23 protein-coding genes are annotated in these 23,846 nt (G+C 38.7%); 16 read left to right on the plus strand and 7 right to left on the minus strand.

Annotated elements, in window-relative coordinates; translation table 11 throughout:
• Window positions 1–223: 223 nt before the first annotated feature.
• From B3I52_RS01200 to B3I52_RS01210, 3 genes are all read right to left on the minus strand, one after another.
• Complete coding sequence (locus tag B3I52_RS01200; protein WP_293297664.1) at window positions 224–946, minus strand: LytR/AlgR family response regulator transcription factor; 723 nt, start codon at window positions 944–946, stop codon at window positions 224–226.
• 5 nt (window positions 947–951) lie between these two features.
• Window positions 952–1,782 (minus strand): sensor histidine kinase, encoded by an 831-nt coding sequence (locus tag B3I52_RS01205; protein WP_293297667.1) that lies wholly within the window; start codon window positions 1,780–1,782, stop codon window positions 952–954.
• Window positions 1,783–2,226: 444 nt separating this feature from the next.
• A complete protein-coding gene (locus B3I52_RS01210) occupies window positions 2,227–3,069 on the minus strand; it encodes a hypothetical protein (protein ID WP_293297669.1) in 843 nt (280 codons plus the stop codon).
• Window positions 3,070–3,404: 335 nt separating this feature from the next.
• Here B3I52_RS01210 and B3I52_RS01215 point away from each other — a divergent pair, with 335 nt between their 5' ends.
• Entirely contained in the window at window positions 3,405–4,607 is a 1,203-nt protein-coding gene (locus tag B3I52_RS01215) for an NAD(P)/FAD-dependent oxidoreductase (protein ID WP_293297672.1), read from the plus strand.
• Here B3I52_RS01215 and B3I52_RS01220 read toward each other — a convergent pair whose 3' ends face one another.
• The gene (locus tag B3I52_RS01220) at window positions 4,608–5,312 is read right to left on the minus strand and encodes a DUF4397 domain-containing protein (protein ID WP_293297675.1); all 705 of its coding nucleotides are present in this window, start codon (window positions 5,310–5,312) and stop codon (window positions 4,608–4,610) included.
• Between the two features lie 306 nt (window positions 5,313–5,618).
• Here B3I52_RS01220 and B3I52_RS01225 point away from each other — a divergent pair, with 306 nt between their 5' ends.
• The 14 genes from B3I52_RS01225 (at window position 5,619) to argH (ending at window position 17,353) form a co-directional block, all read left to right on the plus strand.
• Window positions 5,619–5,753 (plus strand): hypothetical protein, encoded by a 135-nt coding sequence (locus B3I52_RS01225; RefSeq protein ID WP_293297677.1) that lies wholly within the window; start codon window positions 5,619–5,621, stop codon window positions 5,751–5,753.
• A 94-nt stretch (window positions 5,754–5,847) separates the two neighbouring features.
• Window positions 5,848–6,543 (plus strand): GNAT family N-acetyltransferase, encoded by a 696-nt coding sequence (locus B3I52_RS01230; protein ID WP_293297679.1) that lies wholly within the window; start codon window positions 5,848–5,850, stop codon window positions 6,541–6,543.
• 63 nt (window positions 6,544–6,606) lie between these two features.
• Window positions 6,607–7,797: an argininosuccinate synthase gene (gene argG, locus B3I52_RS01235; protein ID WP_293297681.1), complete on the plus strand. Its 1,191-nt coding sequence runs from the start codon at window positions 6,607–6,609 to the stop codon at window positions 7,795–7,797.
• A gap of 40 nt (window positions 7,798–7,837) precedes the next feature.
• Window positions 7,838–8,887, plus strand: coding sequence for an N-acetyl-gamma-glutamyl-phosphate reductase (argC, locus tag B3I52_RS01240; protein ID WP_293297684.1), 1,050 nt, complete (start codon window positions 7,838–7,840; stop codon window positions 8,885–8,887).
• Between the two features lie 86 nt (window positions 8,888–8,973).
• A complete protein-coding gene (locus tag B3I52_RS01245; protein WP_293297687.1) occupies window positions 8,974–10,107 on the plus strand; it encodes an aspartate aminotransferase family protein in 1,134 nt (377 codons plus the stop codon).
• Between the two features lie 27 nt (window positions 10,108–10,134).
• Entirely contained in the window at window positions 10,135–10,491 is a 357-nt protein-coding gene (locus B3I52_RS01250) for a four helix bundle protein (protein ID WP_293297689.1), read from the plus strand.
• Window positions 10,492–10,536: 45 nt separating this feature from the next.
• Entirely contained in the window at window positions 10,537–11,520 is a 984-nt protein-coding gene (locus B3I52_RS01255; protein ID WP_293297691.1) for an acetylornithine carbamoyltransferase, read from the plus strand.
• A 144-nt stretch (window positions 11,521–11,664) separates the two neighbouring features.
• Window positions 11,665–12,009 (plus strand): VOC family protein, encoded by a 345-nt coding sequence (locus tag B3I52_RS01260; RefSeq protein ID WP_293297694.1) that lies wholly within the window; start codon window positions 11,665–11,667, stop codon window positions 12,007–12,009.
• 57 nt (window positions 12,010–12,066) lie between these two features.
• Complete coding sequence (gene argB, locus B3I52_RS01265) at window positions 12,067–12,855, plus strand: acetylglutamate kinase (RefSeq protein WP_293297697.1); 789 nt, start codon at window positions 12,067–12,069, stop codon at window positions 12,853–12,855.
• 267 nt (window positions 12,856–13,122) lie between these two features.
• Window positions 13,123–13,926, plus strand: coding sequence for a pyrroline-5-carboxylate reductase (proC, locus tag B3I52_RS01270; protein ID WP_293297721.1), 804 nt, complete (start codon window positions 13,123–13,125; stop codon window positions 13,924–13,926).
• Between the two features lie 35 nt (window positions 13,927–13,961).
• Window positions 13,962–14,330 (plus strand): four helix bundle protein, encoded by a 369-nt coding sequence (locus tag B3I52_RS01275; RefSeq protein WP_293297700.1) that lies wholly within the window; start codon window positions 13,962–13,964, stop codon window positions 14,328–14,330.
• A 19-nt stretch (window positions 14,331–14,349) separates the two neighbouring features.
• Window positions 14,350–15,414 (plus strand): M20 family metallo-hydrolase, encoded by a 1,065-nt coding sequence (locus B3I52_RS01280; protein WP_293297703.1) that lies wholly within the window; start codon window positions 14,350–14,352, stop codon window positions 15,412–15,414.
• A 16-nt stretch (window positions 15,415–15,430) separates the two neighbouring features.
• Complete coding sequence (locus B3I52_RS01285) at window positions 15,431–16,009, plus strand: GNAT family N-acetyltransferase (protein WP_293297706.1); 579 nt, start codon at window positions 15,431–15,433, stop codon at window positions 16,007–16,009.
• 12 nt (window positions 16,010–16,021) lie between these two features.
• Window positions 16,022–17,353, plus strand: coding sequence for an argininosuccinate lyase (gene argH, locus B3I52_RS01290; protein WP_293297708.1), 1,332 nt, complete (start codon window positions 16,022–16,024; stop codon window positions 17,351–17,353).
• A 75-nt stretch (window positions 17,354–17,428) separates the two neighbouring features.
• Here argH and B3I52_RS01295 read toward each other — a convergent pair whose 3' ends face one another.
• Window positions 17,429–18,340, minus strand: coding sequence for a hypothetical protein (locus tag B3I52_RS01295; protein WP_293297711.1), 912 nt, complete (start codon window positions 18,338–18,340; stop codon window positions 17,429–17,431).
• A 153-nt stretch (window positions 18,341–18,493) separates the two neighbouring features.
• Between B3I52_RS01295 and B3I52_RS01300 the strand changes: the two genes are divergently transcribed.
• Window positions 18,494–20,044 carry a glycoside hydrolase family 10 protein gene (locus tag B3I52_RS01300; protein ID WP_293297712.1) on the plus strand — a complete coding sequence of 517 codons (1,551 nt, stop codon included), beginning with the start codon at window positions 18,494–18,496 and terminating at the stop codon, window positions 20,042–20,044.
• A gap of 318 nt (window positions 20,045–20,362) precedes the next feature.
• Here B3I52_RS01300 and B3I52_RS01305 read toward each other — a convergent pair whose 3' ends face one another.
• Window positions 20,363–21,511 carry an acyltransferase family protein gene (locus B3I52_RS01305; RefSeq protein ID WP_293297715.1) on the minus strand — a complete coding sequence of 383 codons (1,149 nt, stop codon included), beginning with the start codon at window positions 21,509–21,511 and terminating at the stop codon, window positions 20,363–20,365.
• Window positions 21,512–21,663: 152 nt separating this feature from the next.
• A complete protein-coding gene (gene nagB, locus B3I52_RS01310; RefSeq protein ID WP_293297718.1) occupies window positions 21,664–23,583 on the minus strand; it encodes a glucosamine-6-phosphate deaminase in 1,920 nt (639 codons plus the stop codon).
• Window positions 23,584–23,846: the final 263 nt, after the last annotated feature.

Raw genomic sequence — 23,846 nt, forward strand, 5'->3', positions numbered from 1 at the left:
CAATCCAAGCAGACAATCTTTAACAACCTAATCAAAAGAATGGTGAATAGAAAACCAGTTTCTCAGGCTGAGTTAATATGTAGTTAAGTTATGACCTCTATAAATTTTATTAATTGCTTCGAAAATCCGTAAAAAAGAATGGATTTACTTACTTAATCGACAAACAGAAGATTATTATAGACAGATAGTTTGTTTTTGAATATAAATGCTGAAATACAGTTATTTAGCTTGCTTGTGTTAGCCTTTTTTTACATTCTGCTTTATAATTACGGCCAATGGGAAGTTCTTTGCCTAAAATACCAATAGCATAAGCATGATAGCTTTCTATTTTATCGGTGGCAACCATAAAAGACCGATGTATTCTGATAAACTTATCGCTCGGTAAAAGTTCTTCGAGTACACCTATTTTTTGTTTGCTGATTAGTACTTTATCCTTAAGCGTAATTTTGATATAATCTTTAAGGCTTTCCATCCAATAAATATCATTGACATTTATTTTAAGTGTTTTTCTTTCAACTCTCAGGTACATAAAATCATCGCCTTTGGTTTCGGGAAGATGTGAGGGAAACCCTATTTTTTGATGTTGTAGTTTATATAAATCAAATACTTTGTCCATTGCTTTTAAAAAGCGGTCAAAAGGTATGGGCTTAAGTAAATAATCAACCGCATTTAGATCGAAGCCTTCCAATGCATAATCTTGGTAGGCCGTGGTGAATATAATTTTTGGCGGAGTTTTAAGCGTTCTTATCAAATCTGTACCTAAAAGCCCAGGCATTTTAATATCTAAAAAAATAAGGTCTATTTGGTTTTGCTGTAAGATTTGAAAGGCCTGAACAGCATTATTGCAGGTTGCAACTAATTCTACCTGAGAGAAATCTTTTATATACTTTTGGATGATTTCGATAGCATGGGGCTCATCATCTACTATAAGCGTTTTTATTTTCATTGTTTTTATTTGCTTGTAGTTAAAGGGCTATAATTTAAGTTGCTATGCGTGTAATTGGCGTTTAAGTTGGCAAGAGGGGCGGGGCTAAGTGTAACTTCTAAAATAGCAACATACATGTCTTCTTCGTTATATGTGGTAAATTGATGTGTTTCGGGATAAATCAGCTCCAATCGCTTTTTTACATTTTCAAGTCCAATTTTTCCGAAATGCGCTTGATGTGTTTTTTCTAGTTCTATAGGTTTGCCATTAGATACCTTAAACTTAATTGAGCTATCATCTACTTCTAAAACCATATTGATCCAGGCATCTTCCATCATCTCGCTGGCGCCATGTTTAAAAGCATTTTCAATGAGCGGAATCATTAAGAGTGGTGCAATTTGCTGCTCATTAATTTCTCCTTTTACCTTGAAGTTGAGGTCTAGCCTATCACCATGCCTTAATTTTTCTAGCGTAATGTAATTCTTAATAATTTCGATATCTTTTTTTAAGGGCACGTATGCAGAGTTACACTCATAAAGCATGTAACGAAGTATTTGGGAAAGCCCCAGTACCACTTCTGGAGATGAAGGAGAGTTGTTGAGGGTAAGAGCGTAAAGGTTATTTAAAGTGTTAAATAGAAAATGAGGATGGATTTGGGCTTTTAAAAAATTGAGTTCAGAGTGAAGAGCCATTTGTTTTCGCTCGTACCACATTCTAATGAATTTAATTAAGAGTGCGCCCCAAATAATAGCATTCGATTGCTCTAATGCATGGATCATGTACTGGCCATTGAAAAACTGCTGCTGAAAACTCCCTTCTATTTTTTTCCATTTAAAGCTAGGGTTTAAAGGTTTCATCTGCTGGTATAGATAGGGATCGGCAAACAAGATTTCAATTAAACGGTATAGGCAGGTGTAAATAATGCAAACAAAAATAAACGAAGGAACAAGTGTTAAAAATTTACGCTTAAACAGGAAGTGGGGAATAATAAGAAGATCAACAGTATAGTAATATAAAACATGCACAGGCAATAGCATTAATACCAATTTAAGCGCTAAAAAGTAGCCCGGCAGCCCAACAGCAAATAAAAGTGTTAAAATACACGTGCATACGCCCCAAAACAGAAGGTGTCTTAAGGCTTTATTTGTTGATGGCCAGATTTTTACAGGGTTTTTGTTGCCTAAAAATATACTCCTGTAAGTATAAAATTAGCAATCTATATTTAAAAATTACGAAGTGAAATAAAATTAAGTCTGTTTGTAGATAAACACCTCTAATTAGTAGATATACAGCAGTTTCGGTTATTTAGTTAATTGTACTAAGTCGGCTATAATTTCCCACTTTTTGTTAAAATGCCATACCTGTACATAGTAACCATGAAATTTACGCTGTAAAGCTGCTGTGGCATTTATAGCAAGATTACCAAAACAATAAAACAAAGTGCCATTTTTATCATATCCCGATCCTTTTTGTGTGTAGATCATATTAGTAGATAAAGGTTGATATTGACTTTTACCCCATAAAATTGGTTTGTCCGTTCGTAAGATCATCACTTTATTGTTCAAGAAGTTTATCGTTTCGTCGGTTTTTTGTAGTGATGGAGGAATTGAGATAATTTCTTTAGCAGCCGCTTTTACTTTAGATACTTGGGTTGATCCATTGTTTATGGCTATATTATAATCGTTTCTTATTTTGGAGTGATTAACCCCTCCATCAAAAATTAGCTTAAAGATGCCGTTTTGGTCTTTTCTCCAAATAGAGAAATAGTTGCCCGTGGCATCGGGCTTTTCTGTAGCCTTTGCGTAATAAAGATATGGCCCCGAAGTGAAACCAAAATCATGTGTAGCATTTATATAAGCATAGGTTGGATACCAGATTAACCGTTGTGTGCTGTCTGGTTTTAAAGTTGAATAAGCTTTGAGACCATTTACGATCTCAATACCACTCACGATCATCCCAGTAGTATCCAGATTCTGTTCAAATGCATGTTTTATATGGGTCTTAATTGCAAGTTGGCCAAAATTAAGCTCACTTAAAACAATATCATTTTTTGTGCTTTTGCTTTTTTGAGCCAACAAAGTGGTATGCATAGAAAATATACTTATAGCGATAAATATTGTTTTAAAAAGAGCAGTATCTGTCATATGAGCAATTGTTTTTAATTAAGAACAGCAGTACAAATATCTTTTATATATTTTTCTTTTTGGAAGAGGCAAACCGCTTTGAAGACAGAAAGCTAAATACTACTGACGAACGTTGCTTTACAGAGGATAGACGACAAAATCATTTGCAATCTTTTAAGAAAAAATCGCTTTTTAATCAAACAAGTATTGACGGATTGTTGACTGAGATTTTGAGTTTCATAAGGCTAATGCTCATGTAATGTTTAGTAAAGTGCCTGTTCAAACTCGTTTTAATTAAAACATCATTGCCACTTAAACAAAACATCAATCTGCGTGTTCTTCCTAAAACAACTGCCATGAATATCAGATCTAATGAACCTTATTGGTTAATCAATAACGGCATATTAAATTCTTATCCATCGTTACAAGCAGACACTGATTGCGATGTACTTATTGTGGGTGCAGGTATTACAGGGGCATTAATGGCTAATGCTTGCATAAAAGCTGGTTTTCGTACGTTGATAATTGATAAAAGAGAAGTGGCCAATGGAAGTACATCGGCCACCACCGCTATGTTACAATACGAAATAGACGTGCCCTTATACCAATTAGCAAAACTTATTGGCGAGATTGGGGCAGTTGCAAGCTACAAAGCCTGTAGAGATTCTATTGACACCTTAGGGAAAATTGCCGCAGAAATTAAATCTGATAATGAATTTATGAAAAAGGAATCGCTATATTTTGCTAGCAGCAGTAAAGATGTTAAGTGGCTAAAGACAGAATTTGAAAGAAGGGAAAAAGCAGGTTTCGAGGTTTGTTGGTTAGGGCAGGAGCAAATTCGTAGAACTTATGGCCTAAAAAGCGAAGGCGGCATTTTATCAAAAGATGGCGGCAGTGTAGATGCGTTTCGATTGGCTCATCAGTTGCTTAATCACAATCAAAATAAAGGACTCGAAATTTATGATAAAACCGAACTCAAAACAGTAAAATATTTCGAAGACCAAGTATTGGTAGAAACCAGTACTAATGCTAAAATAAGAGCCAAAAAAATTATTTATTGCACAGGCTATGAGAGCACACAAATTATTCCCGAAAAAATAGTGAAGCTAAAAAGCACCTACGCTGTGGTTAGCGAGCGTATGAAAAATATTCCCTCGGCAGTTAAAAACACTTTATTCTGGAATACCGCCCATCCCTATTTATACATGCGAACTACTGCAGACCATAGGTTGCTGGTGGGTGGCGAAGACGAGAACTTTAAAAATGCCCTGTTACGCGATGCCTTGCTGGGCCAAAAAGAAGAAAAGCTATCAAAAGCAATAAAAAAGCTAATGCCCGAAATAGATTTTATAACCGATTTTACTTGGAGCGGCACCTTTGGCGAAACCAAAGACGGGTTGCCATACATTGGTCCTCACCCCAAATTCCCAAACACTTATTTCTGCTTGGGATTTGGTGGCAATGGCATTACTTTTTCGGTGATAGGAGCCGATATGATTACTGGGATGCTACAAAATGAAGTAGATCCACTGGCGTATTTTTTTCGGTTTGGCAGGTAATTATTGATGGGTAAGTATTTGGCCGTTAAAAGGTTTTTCTAGGTCATTACTTGGAGTAACCTTTCCTCCAGCTAAAATGGTGTAAAACCCGCCCTTTACCAAGGTTTTTTCTACAGTAGCTTTAATATTTGGAGTTGTAGCCTCTTTAATTTCAAAAACTTTTGTTCCCGGTTCTACGGCCACAAATTCGCTATACGCTTTAAACGCCTTGTTACTGGCCAAATTGCTGGTAGCATCTTTTATGCCTAAATCTAGGGCGGTAGCGTCTGGCGAAACATTAATGAAACGTACATAGGCCTTGTCGTTCGATACATTGGTGGTTTCATCAGAAACAAGCAAGCCATCAAAACTATTGCTGGTACCAATTAAGTACAACGTAGAAATAGAGTTTTTACTAACTGTAATACTTTTTGTATATAGAGCAGCTGTTTCGCTAGCTACGGTAAATTTAGTTTCGTAAGTGCCAGCAACAAGTTGCGAGTATTTTACACCCCCGGCATAGGGCAGTGCTGCACTATTTAATTTAGATCCGTTCAAATAAACATCATAAGTTGCAAGCGTTGGCGAAGTATTATAAACACTAAAAGAGCCGTAGGCGAGAACTGGGGTGTCATCTTTACCACAAGCCGAAATTAATGCCATTGTTGCCATTGCAATTAAAGCATATGTTTTTTTAAAGGAGAATTTAGTAGGAGTTGTATTCATGATAAAAAGTTGATGACCAAAATATTTTCTTGTCTTAAAATTATGTTTCAAATATACAAATATTGATTTTATTGGCTCTAGTGCGATGTTAAACTTTGTTAAATAAAGAATAACGAGTGGAACACAAGCCAAACTGCTATCAATACGTTTAACAATTCAATTTCGCTACATTAAAATTTTAAATTTGATTTTTAGCGTTAATAAATAATAAACAAAATGTAAAAAAACACAAATTGTATTGCACAACTCGAAATTTATTTAAACCTTTGCGGCACAATCAATTCAGATAATTGGTTTTTATAAAAAATGAGCAATCAAATCATCCATAAACTATCTGTCTTAGAAGCCAAAACAATGGCTCCTAACGGTTATTTTATTGAGCGTTTGCACCCCATATTCTACATCACTACAAGTCGGCAACTTTTTACCCCGCGTATTTAAGTCTTGCCCCTAGGGAACTTAAAACCCATGAGGAATTGATCCTCAATAAAAACCCAATTAACAAGAATAACCTTATTTTTTCGTTAAAGAATTAATGAATAATAACGATTTTATAGTGCAAGTCGCACTTCCTGAACATCGTGTTTTTGCAGAAGAAATAGTTGACGAGATGGCTGAATCTGCAAAGGCGAGGGGCACAGGTATCGCTAAACGTTCGCCAGAATATGTGGCAGGCAAAATGCAAGAAGGCAAGTCGGTAATTGCTTTCCATAAGGATGGCACCTGGGCCGGATTTTGCTACATTGAAACTTGGAGCCACGGGCAGTTTGTAGCCAACTCAGGATTAATAGTAAGCCCCAAATATCGTAAAGCCGGATTGGCAAAAGCTATTAAAGAAGAGATTTTCGCCTTATCGAGAAAGCTGTACCCTAAAGCAAAAATATTTGGATTGACTACTGGTTTGGCCGTAATGAAAATCAATTCTGATTTAGGTTACGAACCTGTAACCTATTCGGAACTTACCCAAGATGAAGAATTTTGGAAAGGCTGCCAAAGCTGTGTAAACTTCGAGATATTGAAGATGAAGGAGCGTAAAAACTGTATGTGTACAGCCATGTTGTACGATCCAAAAGAGAAGAAACACGAAGCAGCCAAAGAATTTGCAGAAGAACTACAGAAAAAGCCAAAGCTTTACGAACGTTTTATGCGCATTAAACAGCGTTTAATAGAAAAAAATAGAGGTGGCGACCTAAAATCGCTATTGTTGTTTTTGGCGTTAATTAATAAATAGAAATTATAAATCATCCTACACAACTCCCCTTTAGGAGTTGAGGGTTAATAAAATAAATACAAGATGAAGAAAAAAGTTGTTTTAGCATTTAGCGGAGGTTTAGATACCTCGTTCTGTTGCATTCATTTAACTAAAGACAGAAATTTAGAAGTACACTCTGTAGTGGTAAACACGGGTGGTTTTTCTGAAGAAGAGTTAAACGAAATAGAAGCACGGGCTTATGCTTTAGGGGTAACATCGCACGCTGCGGTAGATGAAACCGAAAACTATTACAACGATAGCATCAAGTATTTGATTTTTGGTAACGTATTAAAAAATGCTACTTATCCCTTGTCGGTAAGTGCCGAGCGTGTTTGCCAAGCTACGGCAATTGCCAATTACGTAAAGAAAATTGGTGCCGATTATGTGGCTCACGGTAGTACCGGTGCAGGTAACGATCAAGTGCGTTTCGATATGATTTTCAATATCCTGATCCCTAATGTAGAAATCATTACACCAATTAGAGATTTGAAATTATCACGCGAAGCGGAAATTGAATATTTAGCAAAACATGGCGTAGAATATACTGCCGAAAAAGCAAAATATTCGATTAACAAAGGCTTGTGGGGTACTTCGGTAGGTGGCGCAGAAACATTGACATCGAATCAAACCCTGCCAGAAAGTGCTTGGCCAACCCAAGTAACCGAAACCGAAGCCAAGAAAGTAGAATTAACTTTCGAAAAAGGCGAATTGGTTGCAGTTGATGGTGAGCGTTTGGCACCAGTAAAAGCTATCCAAAAGTTACAAGCCATTGCTGCTCCTTTTGGTGTAGGTCGTGATATACACGTTGGCGATACCATTATCGGCATTAAAGGTCGTGTGGGTTTTGAGGCAGCGGGGCCAATGGTCATCATCAAAGCGCACCATGCTTTAGAGAAACACACCTTAACAAAATGGCAGTTGAGCTGGAAAGAAAACTTATCTTCTTTCTATGGTAACTGGTTGCACGAAGGCCAATTCCACGATCCAATTATGAGAGACATGGAAGCCTTTTTGAGTTCTACACAAAGCACCGTTAACGGAAAAGTATTTGTAGAGTTGTTGCCATATCGTTTCCACATCATCGGTATCGAAAGTGCTAACGATTTAATGAGCAATAAATTTGGCAGTTACGGCGAAATGAACAATGCTTGGAGTGGCGAAGACGTAAAAGGTTTCTCTAAAATATTCGGCAACCAAGTAATGATTTGGCATAAAGTAAACTCGGGGGAATAACCCCCACCCCCCTGAAGGGGGCTTAACCCAACATTTAGTTATGGAGCAAAGTATTAATGATATAAATTCAAAGTCCCCTTTAGGAGATTTAGGGGTGATAAAAGCAGGGATTATTGGCGGAGCAGGATATACGGGCGGAGAGATGTTGCGTATTTTGTTAAACCATCCAAACGTAGAAATTGCTTTTGTAAATAGCAGCAGCAACGCAGGAAATCTGATTTCGGATGTACACACTGATTTGTTTGGTGATACAGATTTGAGATTTACTGACCAAATTTTGCAAGACATCGATGTGTTGTTTCTATGCGTTGGTCATGGTGATGCAAAGAAATTTTTAGAAGCAAACCCGATAAACGAAAAAGTAAAAATCATCGATTTGTCCCAAGACTTTAGATTAAATCGTAATTCGTCAATCGGAAATCGTCAATTTATTTACGGTTTACCAGAATTGAATAAAGATAAAATCCAATCGGCACAAAACATTGCTAACCCAGGTTGTTTTGCCACTTGTATTCAGTTAGGTTTATTGCCATTAGCTTCAAAGGGATTATTGCAAAGCGAAGTACACATCAATGCCACTACAGGCTCAACAGGCGCAGGTCAGGGTTTAAGCAAAACCTCACACTTTAGCTGGAGAAATAACAATCTGTCGATTTACAAGGCTTTTGAACATCAACACTTAAATGAAATTGGCGAGAGCCTTTTGCAATTGGTTAGGAATTCCCCTTCAGGGGATTTAGGGGTTGGAGCTTTAAATTTCATCCCACAACGTGGCGATTTTGCCAGAGGCATTTTGGCAGCAATATATACCGAATGTAATTTAACCGAAGATGAGGCCTACGAGCTTTACGAAAGTTATTACGCCAACCATCCATTTACACACGTAAGCCGAAAAAACATCGATTTAAAACAAGTGGTAAATACCAACAAATGCCTTGTACACTTAGAAAAACATGGCAATAAACTGTTTATCATTAGCATTACCGATAACCTTTTAAAAGGTGCCAGCGGACAAGCAGTTCAGAATATGAACTTAATGTTTGGCTTGGAAGAAAACAGTGGTTTGCGCTTAAAGGCCGCGAACTTTTAAACACCTTGTCATACTGAGCTTGCCGAAGTATCTGCAAGCGATGAACCAGATCCTTCGTTCCTCAGGATGACAACAACAACGAAAAAATGAACTTATACGACGTATATCCATTAAACGACATAGAAATCACTAAAGCAGCAGGCAGCAATGTTTGGGATGCTAACGGACAACAATATTTAGACCTATATGGCGGCCATGCGGTAATTAGCATTGGCCATACCAACCCACATTACGTGCAACGTTTAACCGAGCAGTTAAACAAAGTGGGCTTTTATTCTAACTCTATCAAAATTCCTTTGCAAGTACAATTGGCAGAGAAATTAGGCCAAGTTTCAGGTAAAACCGATTACCAACTGTTCTTATGTAACTCAGGTGCCGAAGCTAATGAAAATGCCTTGAAATTGGCTTCTTTTTATAATGGAAGAAAGAAAGTAATTGCTTTTAAAGGCGCATTTCATGGCCGTACTTCTTTAGCGGTAGCCGCTACCGATAACCCAAAAATTGTTGCTCCTGTTAACGAAACAGATCATATTACGTTTTTGCCATTTAACGATGAACAGGCTCTAGCTGATGAATTTGCAAAACATGGAAAAGAAATAGCTGCGGTAATTATCGAAGGCATCCAAGGTGTAGGCGGTATCAAAGAAGCCTCAAAAAGTTTCTTGCAAAAAATCCGCTCGCTTTGCGACGAATACAATGCCGTTTACATTGCCGATAGCGTACAATGTGGCTATGGCAGAACAGGCTTGTTCTACTCGCACGATTGGGCTGGCGTAAATGCCGATATTTATACCATGGCAAAAGGCATGGGCAACGGTTTCCCAATTGCGGGAATTTCTATTGCACCAAAATTTAAACCTTGGCACGGACAATTGGGTACTACTTTTGGCGGTAACCATTTGGCTTGTGCTGCGGCGTTGGCAGTTTTAGAAGTAATCGAAAAAGATAACTTGATGAAAAATGCAGCAGAAGTAGGCGCTTATCTAATCGAAGAACTAAAGAAATTTGAGCAAGTAAAAGAAGTGCGTGGCAGAGGCTTAATGATTGGCATCGAGTTACGAGAAGAGCTAGCCCATGTGAAGAAAGATTTGTTGTTTAAGCATTTCATCTTTACTGGCGAAGCGAAACCTAATGTTATCCGTTTACTGCCAGCTTTAAATTTGACAAAGGACAATGCTGATGAGTTTCTTGTTGCTTTTGAGAAAGCGATAAAAGCTTAAGGCTGAAAGCAAAAAGCATTGACAAAAATGAGAGACTACAAAAAATATGAAGTTTGGCAAAAGGCACATGGGTTAACGCTGTTCGTTTATGGAAGTGTGCTGCCTGTTTTACCGACTTCTGAAAAATATGATTTGGGTAGCCAGTTAAAAAGAGCAACGTACTCCATTGCGTTAAATATTGTTGAAGGTGCAGGACGAAATTCTGATGCAGACTTCGCTAGATTTTTAGATATGGCTTTAGGTTCTTGTCATGAAACCGAGTATGCAGTATTATTGATAAAAGATTTGAACTATATAACTGAAGATTTATATAGGGAAACAGACAATAAAATTAATGAGGTAAAAGCTATGCTGATTGGCCTCTTGAAGAAAATTAGACAGTAAACTAGGAAAAGCTTTTTGCTTTCCGCTTTTAACTTTCCGCTTAAGATGAAACTTTTCTCTTCCGTACACGATGTAGCCGACATCAAACAATTAGTAGCAAGTGCATTGGCATTAAAAGCTAGTCCTTATGCTTATGGCGATTTGGGTAAAAACAAAACCCTCGGGTTGGTGTTTATGAACCCCAGCCTGCGTACCCGTTTAAGTACCCAAAAGGCAGCCCTTAATTTAGGGATGAACGTGATGGTGATGAACATGGACAAAGAAGGCTGGGCTTTAGAAACGCAGGATGGTGTGATCATGAATGGTACTACTGTAGAGCACATTCGCGAAGCGGCCGCCGTAATGGGCGAGTATTGCGATGTCTTAGGCTTACGTTCTTTCCCTAAGCTACAAAACAGAGAAGAAGATTACAACGAAGAGTTTTTCAATAAATTCGTGAAGTTTTGTGGCGTGCCTGTGGTGAGTTTAGAAAGTGCAACCAGGCATCCATTACAAAGCTTGGCCGATTTAATAACCATTACCGAAACCAATCCAATTCCTATAGCTGAAAGAGCTAACGGAAAAGTACCAAAAGTGGTTTTAGCTTGGGCGCCACATATTAAAGCACTACCGCAAGCGGTACCAAACTCTTTTGCCGAGTGGATGTGCAGGGCGCAAGCCGAGGGCATGTTAGATTTTACCATTGCACAACCCGAAGGCTTTGAGCTAGAGGAAAGCTTTACACCTGGGGCAAAAATCTCTCATAATCTAGATGAAGCTATTACCGATGCAGATTACGTTTACGTGAAAAATTGGAGTAGCTACAAAGAATATGGCAAGTTGTTAGATTTTCCAGAGGGATGGATGATGGACAATGAAAAACTAAAGCTCACCAAAAATGCAAAAGTAATGCATTGTTTGCCGGTTCGTAGAGATTTAGAATTGGCTTCCGAAATATTAGACGGACCAAATTCATTAGTCATTCACGAAGCAGGAAATAGATTATGGTCTGCACAAGCGGTGCTAAAAGCAATGTTAGAAGAACTATAAAAAGCAGAAAGACTAAAGCTAAAAGCCCAAAGCTTTTGCAAGAGCAGACTTACAAAGTTTTTAAAACTTCGTAAGTCTCACAAATACAAGGGATATTGGAAAGGTTAAAATAATAAAGTCGCCATTCAAATAACGAGATGAACCATGCAAAAACTAAAACACGAACAAATACAATACATCGAATTCCTATCAGCAGACATTAAAAAAGCGAAGAATTTTTATACCGAATGCTTTGGTTGGAAATTTTCCGATTATGGACCCGATTATACTGCATTTGAAGGTGAATATGTTGATGGAGGATTTACCACAGGCGCACCCGTTAATGGAACTGTTTTGGTGATACTTTATTCATCAGACCTTGAAGCTACCAGGGACAAAGTATTGGCTGCTGGCGGAAAAATTGTGAAAGATATTTTCAGTTTTCCTGGGGGTAGGCGTTTCCAATTTACCGACGCTGATGGCTATGAATTGGCAGTGTGGTCAGAATAGAGTTTGGCAACGTTACAACTTTAAAACATTCCAACCTTTCAACAATAGAACAGTGTTATGCAAAAACTAACCATCATAAAAATAGGCGGAAACGTCATCGATAATTCTGAGAACTTACATCGTTTCCTAGAGGATTTTACAGCTTTAGAAGGGCCTAAAATCTTAATTCACGGTGGTGGTAAAATTGCAACTGAAACTAGCGCTTCATTAGGTGTTGAAGCAAAGATGGTTGATGGTAGGCGGATTACCGATATTGATACTTTACGGGTGGTAACCATGGTTTACGCGGGCTTGATCAACAAAAATATTGTAGCACAGTTGCAAGCCAAAGGCACCAATGCCATTGGTTTAACGGGCGCAGATGGCAATATCATTAAAGCAAAAAAGCGTCCAGTAACGGAAATAGACTACGGCTTTGTAGGAGATTTAGATGAAAGCTCGGTTTCGGTTGGCTCATTGACTAATTTGCTGCAAGCTGGATTTGTACCTGTACTTTGTGCCATTACGCACGATGGGGCTACGCAGTTATTGAATACTAATGCAGATACCATAGCTTCGGCGGTGGCGGTGGCCATGTCGAGCGTTTACGAAACACATTTGGTATATTGCTTTGAGAAAAAAGGCGTGCTAAAAGATGTAAACGATGATGAAACGGTAGTAAGGGAAATTCGCTCTGCTGATTTTGAACCCTTAAAAGCTGATGGAACGGTGGCAGGTGGAATGATCCCGAAATTGCATAATGCTTTTGAGGCTATTAATAAAGGCGTAACTTCGGTATATATTGGCAAAGCCGATGAATTGGCGGAGATTGAAAAGGGAACCTTTGGCACAAAATTGTTGAAGTAACATTGTTTAGTCGTCATTTCGAAGGAGGTACAACTGAGAATTGAAAATCAACGAAGTTAAATCTGTTTTTGAGAAGCATCTAACTTTTAGATTTCTCACTAGCATTCGAAATGACGGAAACAGAGGGCAAAAAAATTGAAGCGAATAGCCCCGATAAATACGGGACAGACAGGACTAACATTAAAAAGAGCATATCGATTGTTTTTCAAAAAATAATTAACCATCGAAGTATCGGTGAAATCATAAAAACTGTGTAATCACAAAATGATGAAAAAAATAACCATTATAGGTAGCGGAAACATCGGACTGTCTTTAGCGAAAGGACTGGTAAACAAAGCGTATTGCAAGGCAGAAAACATTACATTAACTCGTAGAAATATTAAGTTAATGACCGAAGAAGTGGCTGCTGGTTTTAAAGTAAGCGATGATAACCTCACGGCTATTGAAGGAGTTGATATTGTGGTTCTGGCTGTATTGCCACAACAATTGAAGAAAGTTTTAACGCAATTGGCACCAGCGGTTAATCCAGAAAAACAACTGTTTGTATCGGTAATTTCGGGAGTAACCTGTGCCGATGTACGCAAAGAACTCGGCGAAAATGTGCAGGTAATTAGAGCGATGCCAAATACCGCAATTTCTATTGGGCAGAGCATGACTTGCGTGGCTACAGATAACGCAACCGAAGAAAATCTGAACGAAGTGGTAGCCTTGTTTGAAACTGTTGGCGCTGTAGTAACTATCCAAGAAGATTTAATGACTTCGGCAACGGCATTATGTGCTTGCGGCATTGCTTTCTTTTTACGCAGCATTAGAGCGGCATCGCAAGGCGGTGTAGAAATTGGTTTCCATGCCCACGATGCCTTGAAAATGGCGGTGCAAACGGCCAAAGGTGCGGCAGATTTGCTGTTGCTGAACCAAACCCACCCAGAAACCGAAATAGATAAAGTAACTTCGCCAAAAGGTTGTACCATTGCCGGATTAAATGAAATGGAGCATAACGGTTTCAGTTCATCGCTAATTAAAGGAATAAAACTATCGGCCAAAAAAGCTGGTGGGTTATATAACGAATAAAGGGATTTACGACTTACGATTTTAGATTTACGATTATGAATAGCGAGATGTTAAAACAGCGAACAAAAGCATATTCGATATCAATTGCTAAGCTAATTTCGAGGTTATCGTATAACATAATAAATAAAAACTATTCTAATCAATTGGTAAGATGTTCTAGTTCGGTAGGGGCGAATTATAGAGCTGCATGTAGAGCAAAATCTACTGCAGATTTCGTAAACAAATTGAAGATAGTTGAAGAAGAATTAGATGAAGCGATGTTTTTTCTAGAATTGTTGGAAGAATTCAATCCAAATGAAAAGGATTTTATTCGAAAGAATTGGGAAGAGGGAAATGAATTGTTGTCAATCATAGTAGCATCAATTGTAACTATTCGCAGAAACGAGCAAAATCGTAAATCGTAATTCTAATATCGTAAATAGAATGATTGAAAAACTAATTAAAGAAAGTACTGAATTATTGCGTGATTTAATTCGCATTCAGTCTTTTAGCAAGGAAGAAGATAGAACAGCCAATTTAATTGCGCAGTTTTTAGGCGAACACGGTATTAAAACCACCCGTAAGCTAAACAATGTTTGGGCGTACAATAAGCATTTCGACGCATCTAAGCCCACAATTCTGCTCAACTCGCACCATGATACTGTTAAGCCAAATTCGGGCTATACACGCGATCCTTACGATGCCGCCATTGAAGATGGCAAGCTATTTGGGTTGGGCAGCAATGATGCCGGCGGTTGTTTGGTGTCGTTAATTGCTACTTTCTTATACTTTTACGAGCAAGAAGGTTTAAAATATAACTTCTGTTTGGCGGCAACTGCCGAAGAAGAAATCTCAGGCAACAATGGTTTAGAGTTGGTCATCCCAGACTTGGGAGAATTGGAATTTGCCATTGTGGGCGAACCTACAGAAATGCATTTGGCTATCGCCGAAAAAGGACTTTTGGTAATTGATTGCACGGCTCACGGAAAAGCTGGTCACGCAGCTCGTGAAGAAGGCGAAAATGCCATTTACAAAGCCTTGCCAGATATTGAGTGGTTCCGTACGTACCAATTTCCAAAGGTATCAGAGGTTTTTGGTCCCGTGAAAATGACGGTTACTATTATCAATGCAGGTTCGCAACACAATGTAGTACCCGCAAATTGTACGTTTACGGTTGATGTTCGCGTAACGGACGCTTATACCAACGAAGAAGTGGTAGAGATTATCAAACAACATGTAAGCTGCGAAGTAAAACCACGGTCGGTAAGGTTAAAGCCATCGTCAATTGATAAAAATCACCCAATTGTAGTATCTGGCATTGCTTTAGGAAAAACCACTTACGGTTCGCCTACCACCTCAGACCAAGCTTTATTATCTATTCCATCATTAAAATGTGGCCCAGGTTTTTCTGGTCGCTCGCACATGGCCGATGAGTTTTTGTATGTGGATGAAATTAGACAGGGCATTGAAGGCTATATTGCGATGTTAAAACCAGTGGTTGGATTGTAGATTGACGAATTACGATTTGAAAAACCTAGAAGTTACCTTACAAAACCAAAAAGTAATCTTACGTCCTTTACAGCAAAGCGATGAAGCATTGCTTTGGCCAATTGCGCAAGAAAAAGAACTTTGGGTTTATGGCTTGAAAGATCTCAGTATCCGAGAAAATCTGCATCAATATATTCAATCGGCAATTGCAGATAGAAGCGCTGGCCATTGTGCGGTTTGGACAATCATTGATGCTGTTTCGGGAAAAGTAGCTGGCTGTACCCGTTTGGCCGAAATCAGTTGGAAAGATGAACGTGGGCAAATCGGCTGGACTTGGATTGGAAAAGAATTTCAAGGTTCGGGTTTAAACAGAGCAATGAAGTACGAAATCCTAAAATATGGCTTTGAAACTTTGGGTTTAAATCGAATTGAGTTAAAAGCAGATGAACGTAATGTGCAATCACGCAAAGCGATATCAAAATTAGGTGCAACCGAAGAAGGAACTTTAAGGCAACACATGAAAATTGCCGATGGCTTTATTCGCAATACGGTATTTTATAGCATCCTTAAAAGCGAATGGCCAGAAATAAAACTTAAATTAGCAGCAGATTTATAAGCATACCATAAAATGAAAATTTGGCAGAAAAATATTGATGTAAACCAATTTGTAGAAAACTTCACCGTTGGCAAAGACCGTGAATTAGATTTACAAATGGCAAAGTTTGATGTGCTGGGCTCTTTAGCACATACACAAATGCTAGAAACCATCAATTTATTAACTGCCGAAGAGCTAAAGGAAGTTCAAGCAGCATTAAAAAATATCTACAAAGAAATTGAGGAAGGCAACTTCGTTATCGAAGACAGCGTGGAAGATGTGCACTCGCAGGTAGAGTGGTTGTTAACCCAGCGCATCGGCGAAGCAGGTAAGAAAATCCATAGCGGCCGTTCACGTAACGACCAAGTTTTGGTTGATTTAAAGTTGTATTTCCGTAGTTGTATTGAAGAAATGGTAGGTAATACCGAATTGCTATTCAATCAACTTATCCAGCTCAGCGAAGAACATAAAAGTAAATTGTTGCCGGGTTATACGCATTTGCAAATCGCCATGCCATCATCATTTGGTTTGTGGTTTGGTGCTTATGCCGAAAGCTTGGCCGACGATATGGAACTGATGTTGGCCGCTTGGAAAATCACCAATAAAAACCCATTGGGTTCGGCTGCGGGCTATGGCTCATCTTTTCCGTTAAACAGAACGTTAACTACCCAACTTTTGGGCTTCGAAAGTTTAAACCATAACGTGGTTTATGCACAAATGGGTCGTGGTAAAACCGAGCGTATTTTAGCACAGGCCATGTCTTCGGTAGCAGCTACTTTGGCTAAAATGGCCATGGATGTTTGTTTGTTCATCAACCAAAACTTCGGTTTTATCAGTTTTCCATCAGAACTTACCACGGGCAGCAGCATTATGCCGCACAAGAAAAACCCTGATGTTTTTGAGCTGGTGCGTTCTCGTTGTAATAAAATTCAGGCTTTGCCTAACGAAATTGCCATGATGACCACCAATTTGCCATCGGGCTATCACAGAGATTTACAGTTGCTGAAAGAAAACCTGTTCCCTGCGTTTATTTCACTGAACGAATGTTTAGAAATCACTACGTTTATGTTGCAGCACATCAGCATCAAAGACAATATTTTGAAAGACAAAAAATACGATTACTTGTTTAGTGTTGAAGTGGTAAATGAGCTCGCTTTAAACGGCATGCCTTTTAGAGATGCTTACAAAGTGGTTGGCGAACAGATTGAAACCGGAACTTTTAAGCCAATGTACGAAGTGAAACATACGCACGAAGGCACTATTGGCAACTTAATGAACCAAGAAATAGCTGCCGGGATGCAACAAACGCTAAATCAGTTTGGTTTCGATAAAGTAAATAAAGCCATTGAAAGCCTAATTCGTTAATTCAATTAGTCTTTTAGCAAATAAAAATCCCGTTAGGACAAACCTAAACGGGATTTCTTTTTAAATGCTTTTGTCTTATCTAAGCTCAATCTCCGATTTACCCATAAGAAAGCCATTGGCATACAAGAAAATGCCGTAATTGCCCTTAATAAAAGACCTAGGGTTAATCCAATCTATTTTATACTTGGTCTCGTCGTTGTTATACGAAATTTCAATGGCTTTACTGTATTGCATTTGCTGACCGCCAGATTCGAACATGTTGTTTTCGTCGGCAATTAAATTTCCCGCTGGGTCAATAATCCTTAAAAAAATCTTGTGGTAGGTTTTCTCTGCCAATTCATTTGGGGCAATGCCAAAATTAATGGTTAACTTATTGGTACTGCTAGCTTTTGTAACTAAAGCAGTTTTGCCATTATCTTTTACCCTAAATGCGCTTACTTCAATAGCTGAGGTCTTTAATGCAGAGCCAGCTTTTACTTTTCTATTTAGGGTTTTGTTTTCTCTTCGTAGATTTTCAGTTTGTTGGTTATAGTCGTTAATACTTGTTTTTAAGCTGTCGCGTTCTGTTTTTAAATAAGAGTTTTCCTGCTCCAAAATGGCGATTTGATTGTTGTAGTTTTTTACAAAATCACGTAGCGTATTAATTTGCCTATGCGCTTCATCTAGCTCACGTTGGGTAAGCTCTCCTTTTTTAAGGGCAAGCTTAAGTTCTGCAATTTTATCCCTAGCTAGTTTTTGCTCATCAATTAACCTGTCGTTTAGCGTAATGTTTAACAAGTTAACCCTGTCTAGCTCAACTTCTATTTTTTCAACTTCTAATTTTAAACGATCTTTTTCCGTATTTATAGTTACAAACCTGTTGGTTTGCTGTTTATCTTTAAAGTATAAATATCCGTTTATTCCAAGTAACGCTATAATTACAATAATTAAGAAATAAACTTTATTGCGATCTACTTTGTTGTTTATAGCTTTTTCAGGCTCGTGCATGGTCTTTGGTGAGTGTACTAATGTAAAATTAAAGCATAAAATTAAATGCTAACTTAGCAAAAAATAAAAAAAGTATAAAAATAATGTCACTTTTGTAAAAGAAACATGAAAAAGGCGTTAACACTTTAGCCTATTTTAATCAAACTTTTTAAAATGTTAAAAATTTTTAAGTATCCCTTTTTAGCTACCCTGCTGCTTTTCATCTTTGTTTCTACCTTAAACGCACAACAAGCGCTAAAAATTGCCCCGAAACGCGAATTTAGAGGGGTTTGGGTAGCAAGTGTTTCTAATATAGATTGGCCTTCTAAGCAAGGGCTATCGGCCGACCAACAAAAACAAGAACTTATTGCCATATTAGACCAGCATAAAACAAATGGGTTAAATGCAGTTATTCTGCAAATTAGGCCCACAGCAGATGCGCTTTATGCAAAATCTAGAGAACCCTGGAGCCATTGGCTAATGGGAAAGCAAGGCTTAACCCCTGCAGCAGGTTATGATCCCTTGGCTTTTGCCATAAGAGAATGCCATGAACGGGGAATGGAACTACACGCTTGGTTTAATCCATACAGGGCCACCATGTCGGCAAGGGCGGTAACGGAGCCAGACCATATTAGCAATAAAAGGCCAGAGTTATTTTACAAATACGGCGGGCAAATCTTGTTCGACCCAGGTATTCCAGAAAATAGGGAGTACATTACCCAGGTAATACTCGATGTGGTAAAAGGCTATGACATTGACGGTGTACACTTTGACGATTATTTTTATCCCTATCGCATTGCGGGGCAGGTAATTAAAGATAGCGCCACTTTTGAGAAATATCCGAACGGTTTTACCAAGATTGATGATTGGCGCCGAAACAACGTGGACCTGCTGGTTAAAATGGTGAACGATAGTGTACATCATTACAAAAAGCATATTAAATTTGGGATTAGTCCATTTGGTATTTGGAGAAACTTTAGGGAAGACACGCTGGGCTCTAAAACTAACGGTTTATCTAACTATGGAGAACTTTACGCCGATTCTAGAAAATGGGTGAAAGAAGGTTGGGTAGATTACATTAATCCGCAAATATATTTCTCTTTTTCTCGTGCTGCGGCACCGTTTCAGGTGCTGTTAGATTGGTGGGGCAATAATACTTTTGGTCGCCATCTATATATTGGCCAAGGTGCTTACCTTATCCATAATGGTAGCACTAAAAGAGAAGCTGCTTGGGCAAAACCTAATGAAATACCTAATCAGATTAGGGCAATTAGGGCCAATAACCGCGTGCAGGGAAGTGTTTATTTCAGTTCTAAATCATTATCAACAGTAGCTAGGGGATTGGCAGATTCGCTCAAAAACAATTTTTATAAATATCCAGCCTTGCCACCACAAATGCCTTGGATAGATGACCTAGCGCCAAACGAACCCCAACACTTAACTGCCGATGCGCAGGAAGATGGCGTGAACTTAAAATGGGCAAAGCCCCTAAAAGCTAAGGATGGAGAAACAGCTTCGGGCTATGTGGTTTACCGTTTTGAAGAAGGTGAAAAAATTAATGTATTGAACGCTAGAAATATGATACATATAATTTTTACCGATTACACTTTTTACTTAGACACCAACGTAGAAAAAGGTAAACGATACAGTTATTTGGTAACCGCATTAGATAGAATTAAGAACGAAAGCGAGCCCAGCGGACCAGTTGGAGTAGAGGTGAAGTAAGCCAAGTAAAAGACTGCTGTTGGTGGGCATTGCATTGGCAGGCAGGCCTATTTCAGCGCTCATTTGTTGTGATGGGCTTGCCAAAACATTTAGCGCTCTTATTCTTAAAATCCAATGTGGAAGATAAGTCTTTGTGTTCTTGGAGCCTTGGTGGTTTTACTTATGGTTATCATAAATGGTAGCGGTGATACACCAAACATAGGTTAAATCTGTGTATCTGTGGCTAAATGTACAACAGCTACCAAGTCCTTATTCCTTGCTCCTTGTTCCTTGCTCCTTGTTCTTTGTTCCTTGCTCCTTATTCTCTACTCCAAACCCTTAAACCTTAATAATAATATTCTTTTTATACATTACCCAAAGAATTACATACCAGAAAAGCACAAAAGCAACAGCATAAGCTAGTGAAGCATTTAAGGGGTCGGCAAAATTAGGCACAAACCAAGCCTTGTTCACATAACTTAAAGCACCTACTTTTTCGCCATTTAGGTCAATTTTAATCATGTTCAGTAATCGTGGCATTAAGCCCGATAAAAAGAAAACAGTAATGGCATTTACCCCATAAACCACAAAAGGCTTGGTAAAGCGATTATAGCCGTTAACATCTATCAGCCAGTAAGACAAGGCTAAAATAACGGTCGCTAATCCGCCAGTATATAACACATAAGAGCTAGTCCATAACGATTTATTGATAGGGAATTGTAAATCCCAAAGTAAACCACCTATGAACAATAATGTGCCTGCAGAAAACAACCAAGCAATTTTTGTAGCTGGTGCTATGGTTTTCTTTTTAAGGTAAGTACCTGCCAATACGCCAATTAAACAAGTGCCAATAGCGGGCAATGTACTTAAAATTCCTTCTGGGTCCCAAGTTTTGGCAGCTTTCCATAAATGGGCTTCGGTTAAAAGTGTACGGTCTAACCAGGCCCCCAAATTGGTTTCCTTTTCTAAGTTGGCAGGGCCGAAATCGGGTACGGGAACGAAGGTCATTAAAGCCCAATAGCCAAATAGGAGTACCACAATGGTTTGAAATAATCTTTTATCACTCAGTTTTAAAAACAGGATGGATGAAATTAGGAATACCACCGAAATTCTTTGTAGTACGCCTGGTATTCTTACTGTTTTTAACGACTCCATAAAATCGAAATCACTAAAGTTTCTAGGGAAAAATGCTAGAATAAATCCCAAAAGAAAGAGCGTGAAAGCTCTCTTCGAGGCTTTTAATATCGTTTTTCCGTGAACTGCGGCGTCTTCTCTTTTGCTGCCCATGGCATAGGCAATAGAAACACCAACAATAAATAAGAAGAAAGGGAACACTAAATCGGTAGGGGTGCAGCCGTTCCATTCAGCATGCGCCAAAGGTGGGTAAATGTGGCTCCAACTGCCGGGGTTATTTACCAAAATCATGGCCGCAACAGTTAGTCCCCTAAAAAAATCGAGCGATAAGAGGCGTTGTGGTTTGGTTTGCATGGTGTGTAAATAAAAATATCTTCTATCATTTAGTTTATTAAGCTAAAGATAGAAGATATTTTTTAAATCCGCTCCTTCCCTATGCATCTCTCCCAAGCGGAAGAGAAGAGGGCAATTTGATTTCCCCTCCTTTAGGAGGGGTTAGGGGAGGTTTAATAATGGTATCTCACAAAAGCCTCCATCGCTTCGTAGTCTGCTAAACCTAATTCGTCGTAAGTTTTTGCAGTTTCGCGATTTCTGTCTTCTGCCCTTTGCCAAAATTCTCTTGGGTCATCCCCAGGGAAAACTGGAATATCTTTTTGCGATTGGTGTTTGAAAATGGCCAGCTTCTTGCGCTCCACTTCGTTAGGACTTAACGGAACGGCCATTTCAATTTCGTGAGGTTCAAACTCGTGCCAAGCGCCACGGTACATCCATAACCAACAATCGTTAACCCAATCTTCGGTAGCTTTTAAGCGTCTTAAAGATTCAACAATTAAGTTAAAACACACAATGTGCGTACCATGCGGGTCTTCAAAATCGCCAGCGGCAAAAACTTGGTGTGGCTTTACTTTTTGAAGCAATTCCATAGTTAGCTGAATGTCAATCTCAGAAACTGGATTTTTTTTCACCTTGCCAGTTTCATAGAAAGGCAATGCCATAAAATGGATGTTATCATCAGGTAAGCCCGAAAAACGAGCACCAGCAATGGCTTCGCCTTTTCTAATTAAACCTTTAACCAATTTAATTTCTTCTGTATCTACTTGGTTCGGTAGCTTGTTGGCCATAAACTCACGCATGTCATCGTAAGTTTTTCTCATGTTCTTTTGATCAATTCCCATTTTTTCAGAGAAATCGATGTTAAACTCCACAAAGCGCAACACGTCATCATCCCAAACAGCAGTATTGCCCGAAGTTTGGTAGGCCACATGTACATCGTGCCCTTGGTCTGCCAGCCTAATAAATGTACCGCCCATAGAAATTACATCGTCATCTGGGTGCGGAGAGAATACAATTGCTCTTTTCTTTGCAGGATTTGCTCTTTCCGGACGTTGGCTATCGTCGGCATTAGGTTTACCGCCCGGCCATCCGGTAATGGTATGTTGTAGTTTGTTAAAAATGTTGATGTTAATGTCGTAAACCGGGCCTTGTTCTGTAGCCAACTGCGCCATACCGTTATTGTTGTAGTCGTCTTCAGTTAACTTAAGGATAGGTTTTTTAAGATGCTTTGCCAACCAAATTACCGCTTTACGGGTAAGCGCCGGTGTCCAATCACAATCTCTTGCCAACCAAGGCGTGTTAAACCTAGTGAGGTCTAAAGCCGCATCTTCGTCTAAAATAAACTCTACATTGTCTGATAGCTGTAAGTAAGTTGCCGGTACTTCGCTAGAAATTTCGCCTTCAACAGCCTTTTTAATAATGGCAGCTTTTTTTCTGTTCCAAGCCATCAAGATAATCTCTTTGGCTTTGAAGATAGTACCAATACCCATGGTAATGGCTTTGGTAGGCACGTTAGATTTGCCACCAAAATCGCGGGCAGCATCTCTACGCGTCAAATCGTCTAGTGTAACTAAACGGGTTCCCGAGTTTGGCGCAGAGCCCGGCTCGTTAAAACCAATGTGCCCTGTACGACCAATACCTAAAATCTGAATATCCAGTCCGCCAACACTTTCTATTTTCTTCTCGTAATTTAAACAGAAAGCTGGAATTTCTTCAAGACTTAGGGTGCCATCTGGAATGTGTACATTGTTTTTGTCTATGTCGATATGATTGAACAAATTTTCATTCATAAAGGTAACATAGCTCTGTACCGAATTTGGCTGCATTGGATAGTACTCATCCAAGTTAAAGGTGATCACATTTTTGAAGCTTAAGCCTTCTTCTTTGTGTAGCCTTACCAATTCTGCATAAACCGCAACCGGTGTTGCCCCTGTTGCCAAACCCAATACTGCATTTTGGTTTTGTTGCTGTTTTTCTTTGATTAGCGAAGCGATACGGTTTGCAACACTTAGCGAAGCTTCTTTCGGATTTTTAAAAATACTTACTGGTAGCTTTTCGAACCTCGTTTCTTCTAATAGATTTAATCTTGCCATTAATCTTTGATTTTTATTGAACGGAGCAGTAAATATAGGATAGTTTGGATAGAAATAAAATAGCACAATTTTGAGCAAGCCCCCTGTTTTACTCAAAAAGTGCGTTTAAAGTGCCTCTCAAGCGTTTGATACTTTTTAAAAAAATTAAAAAACTTTTATTAGTAGTCGCGAGTGTGTGCTACAAAAGATGAATTAGCTTTAGAATGTAAAATTTTAAAATAAATATTGGTCTTTAAGAAGCTGTTTAAATTTCAATAAGAATA

Origin of the sequence: Pedobacter sp. UBA4863, from assembly GCF_002399615.1 — a bacterium.
Taxonomy (GTDB): Bacteria; Bacteroidota; Bacteroidia; order Sphingobacteriales; family Sphingobacteriaceae; genus Pedobacter.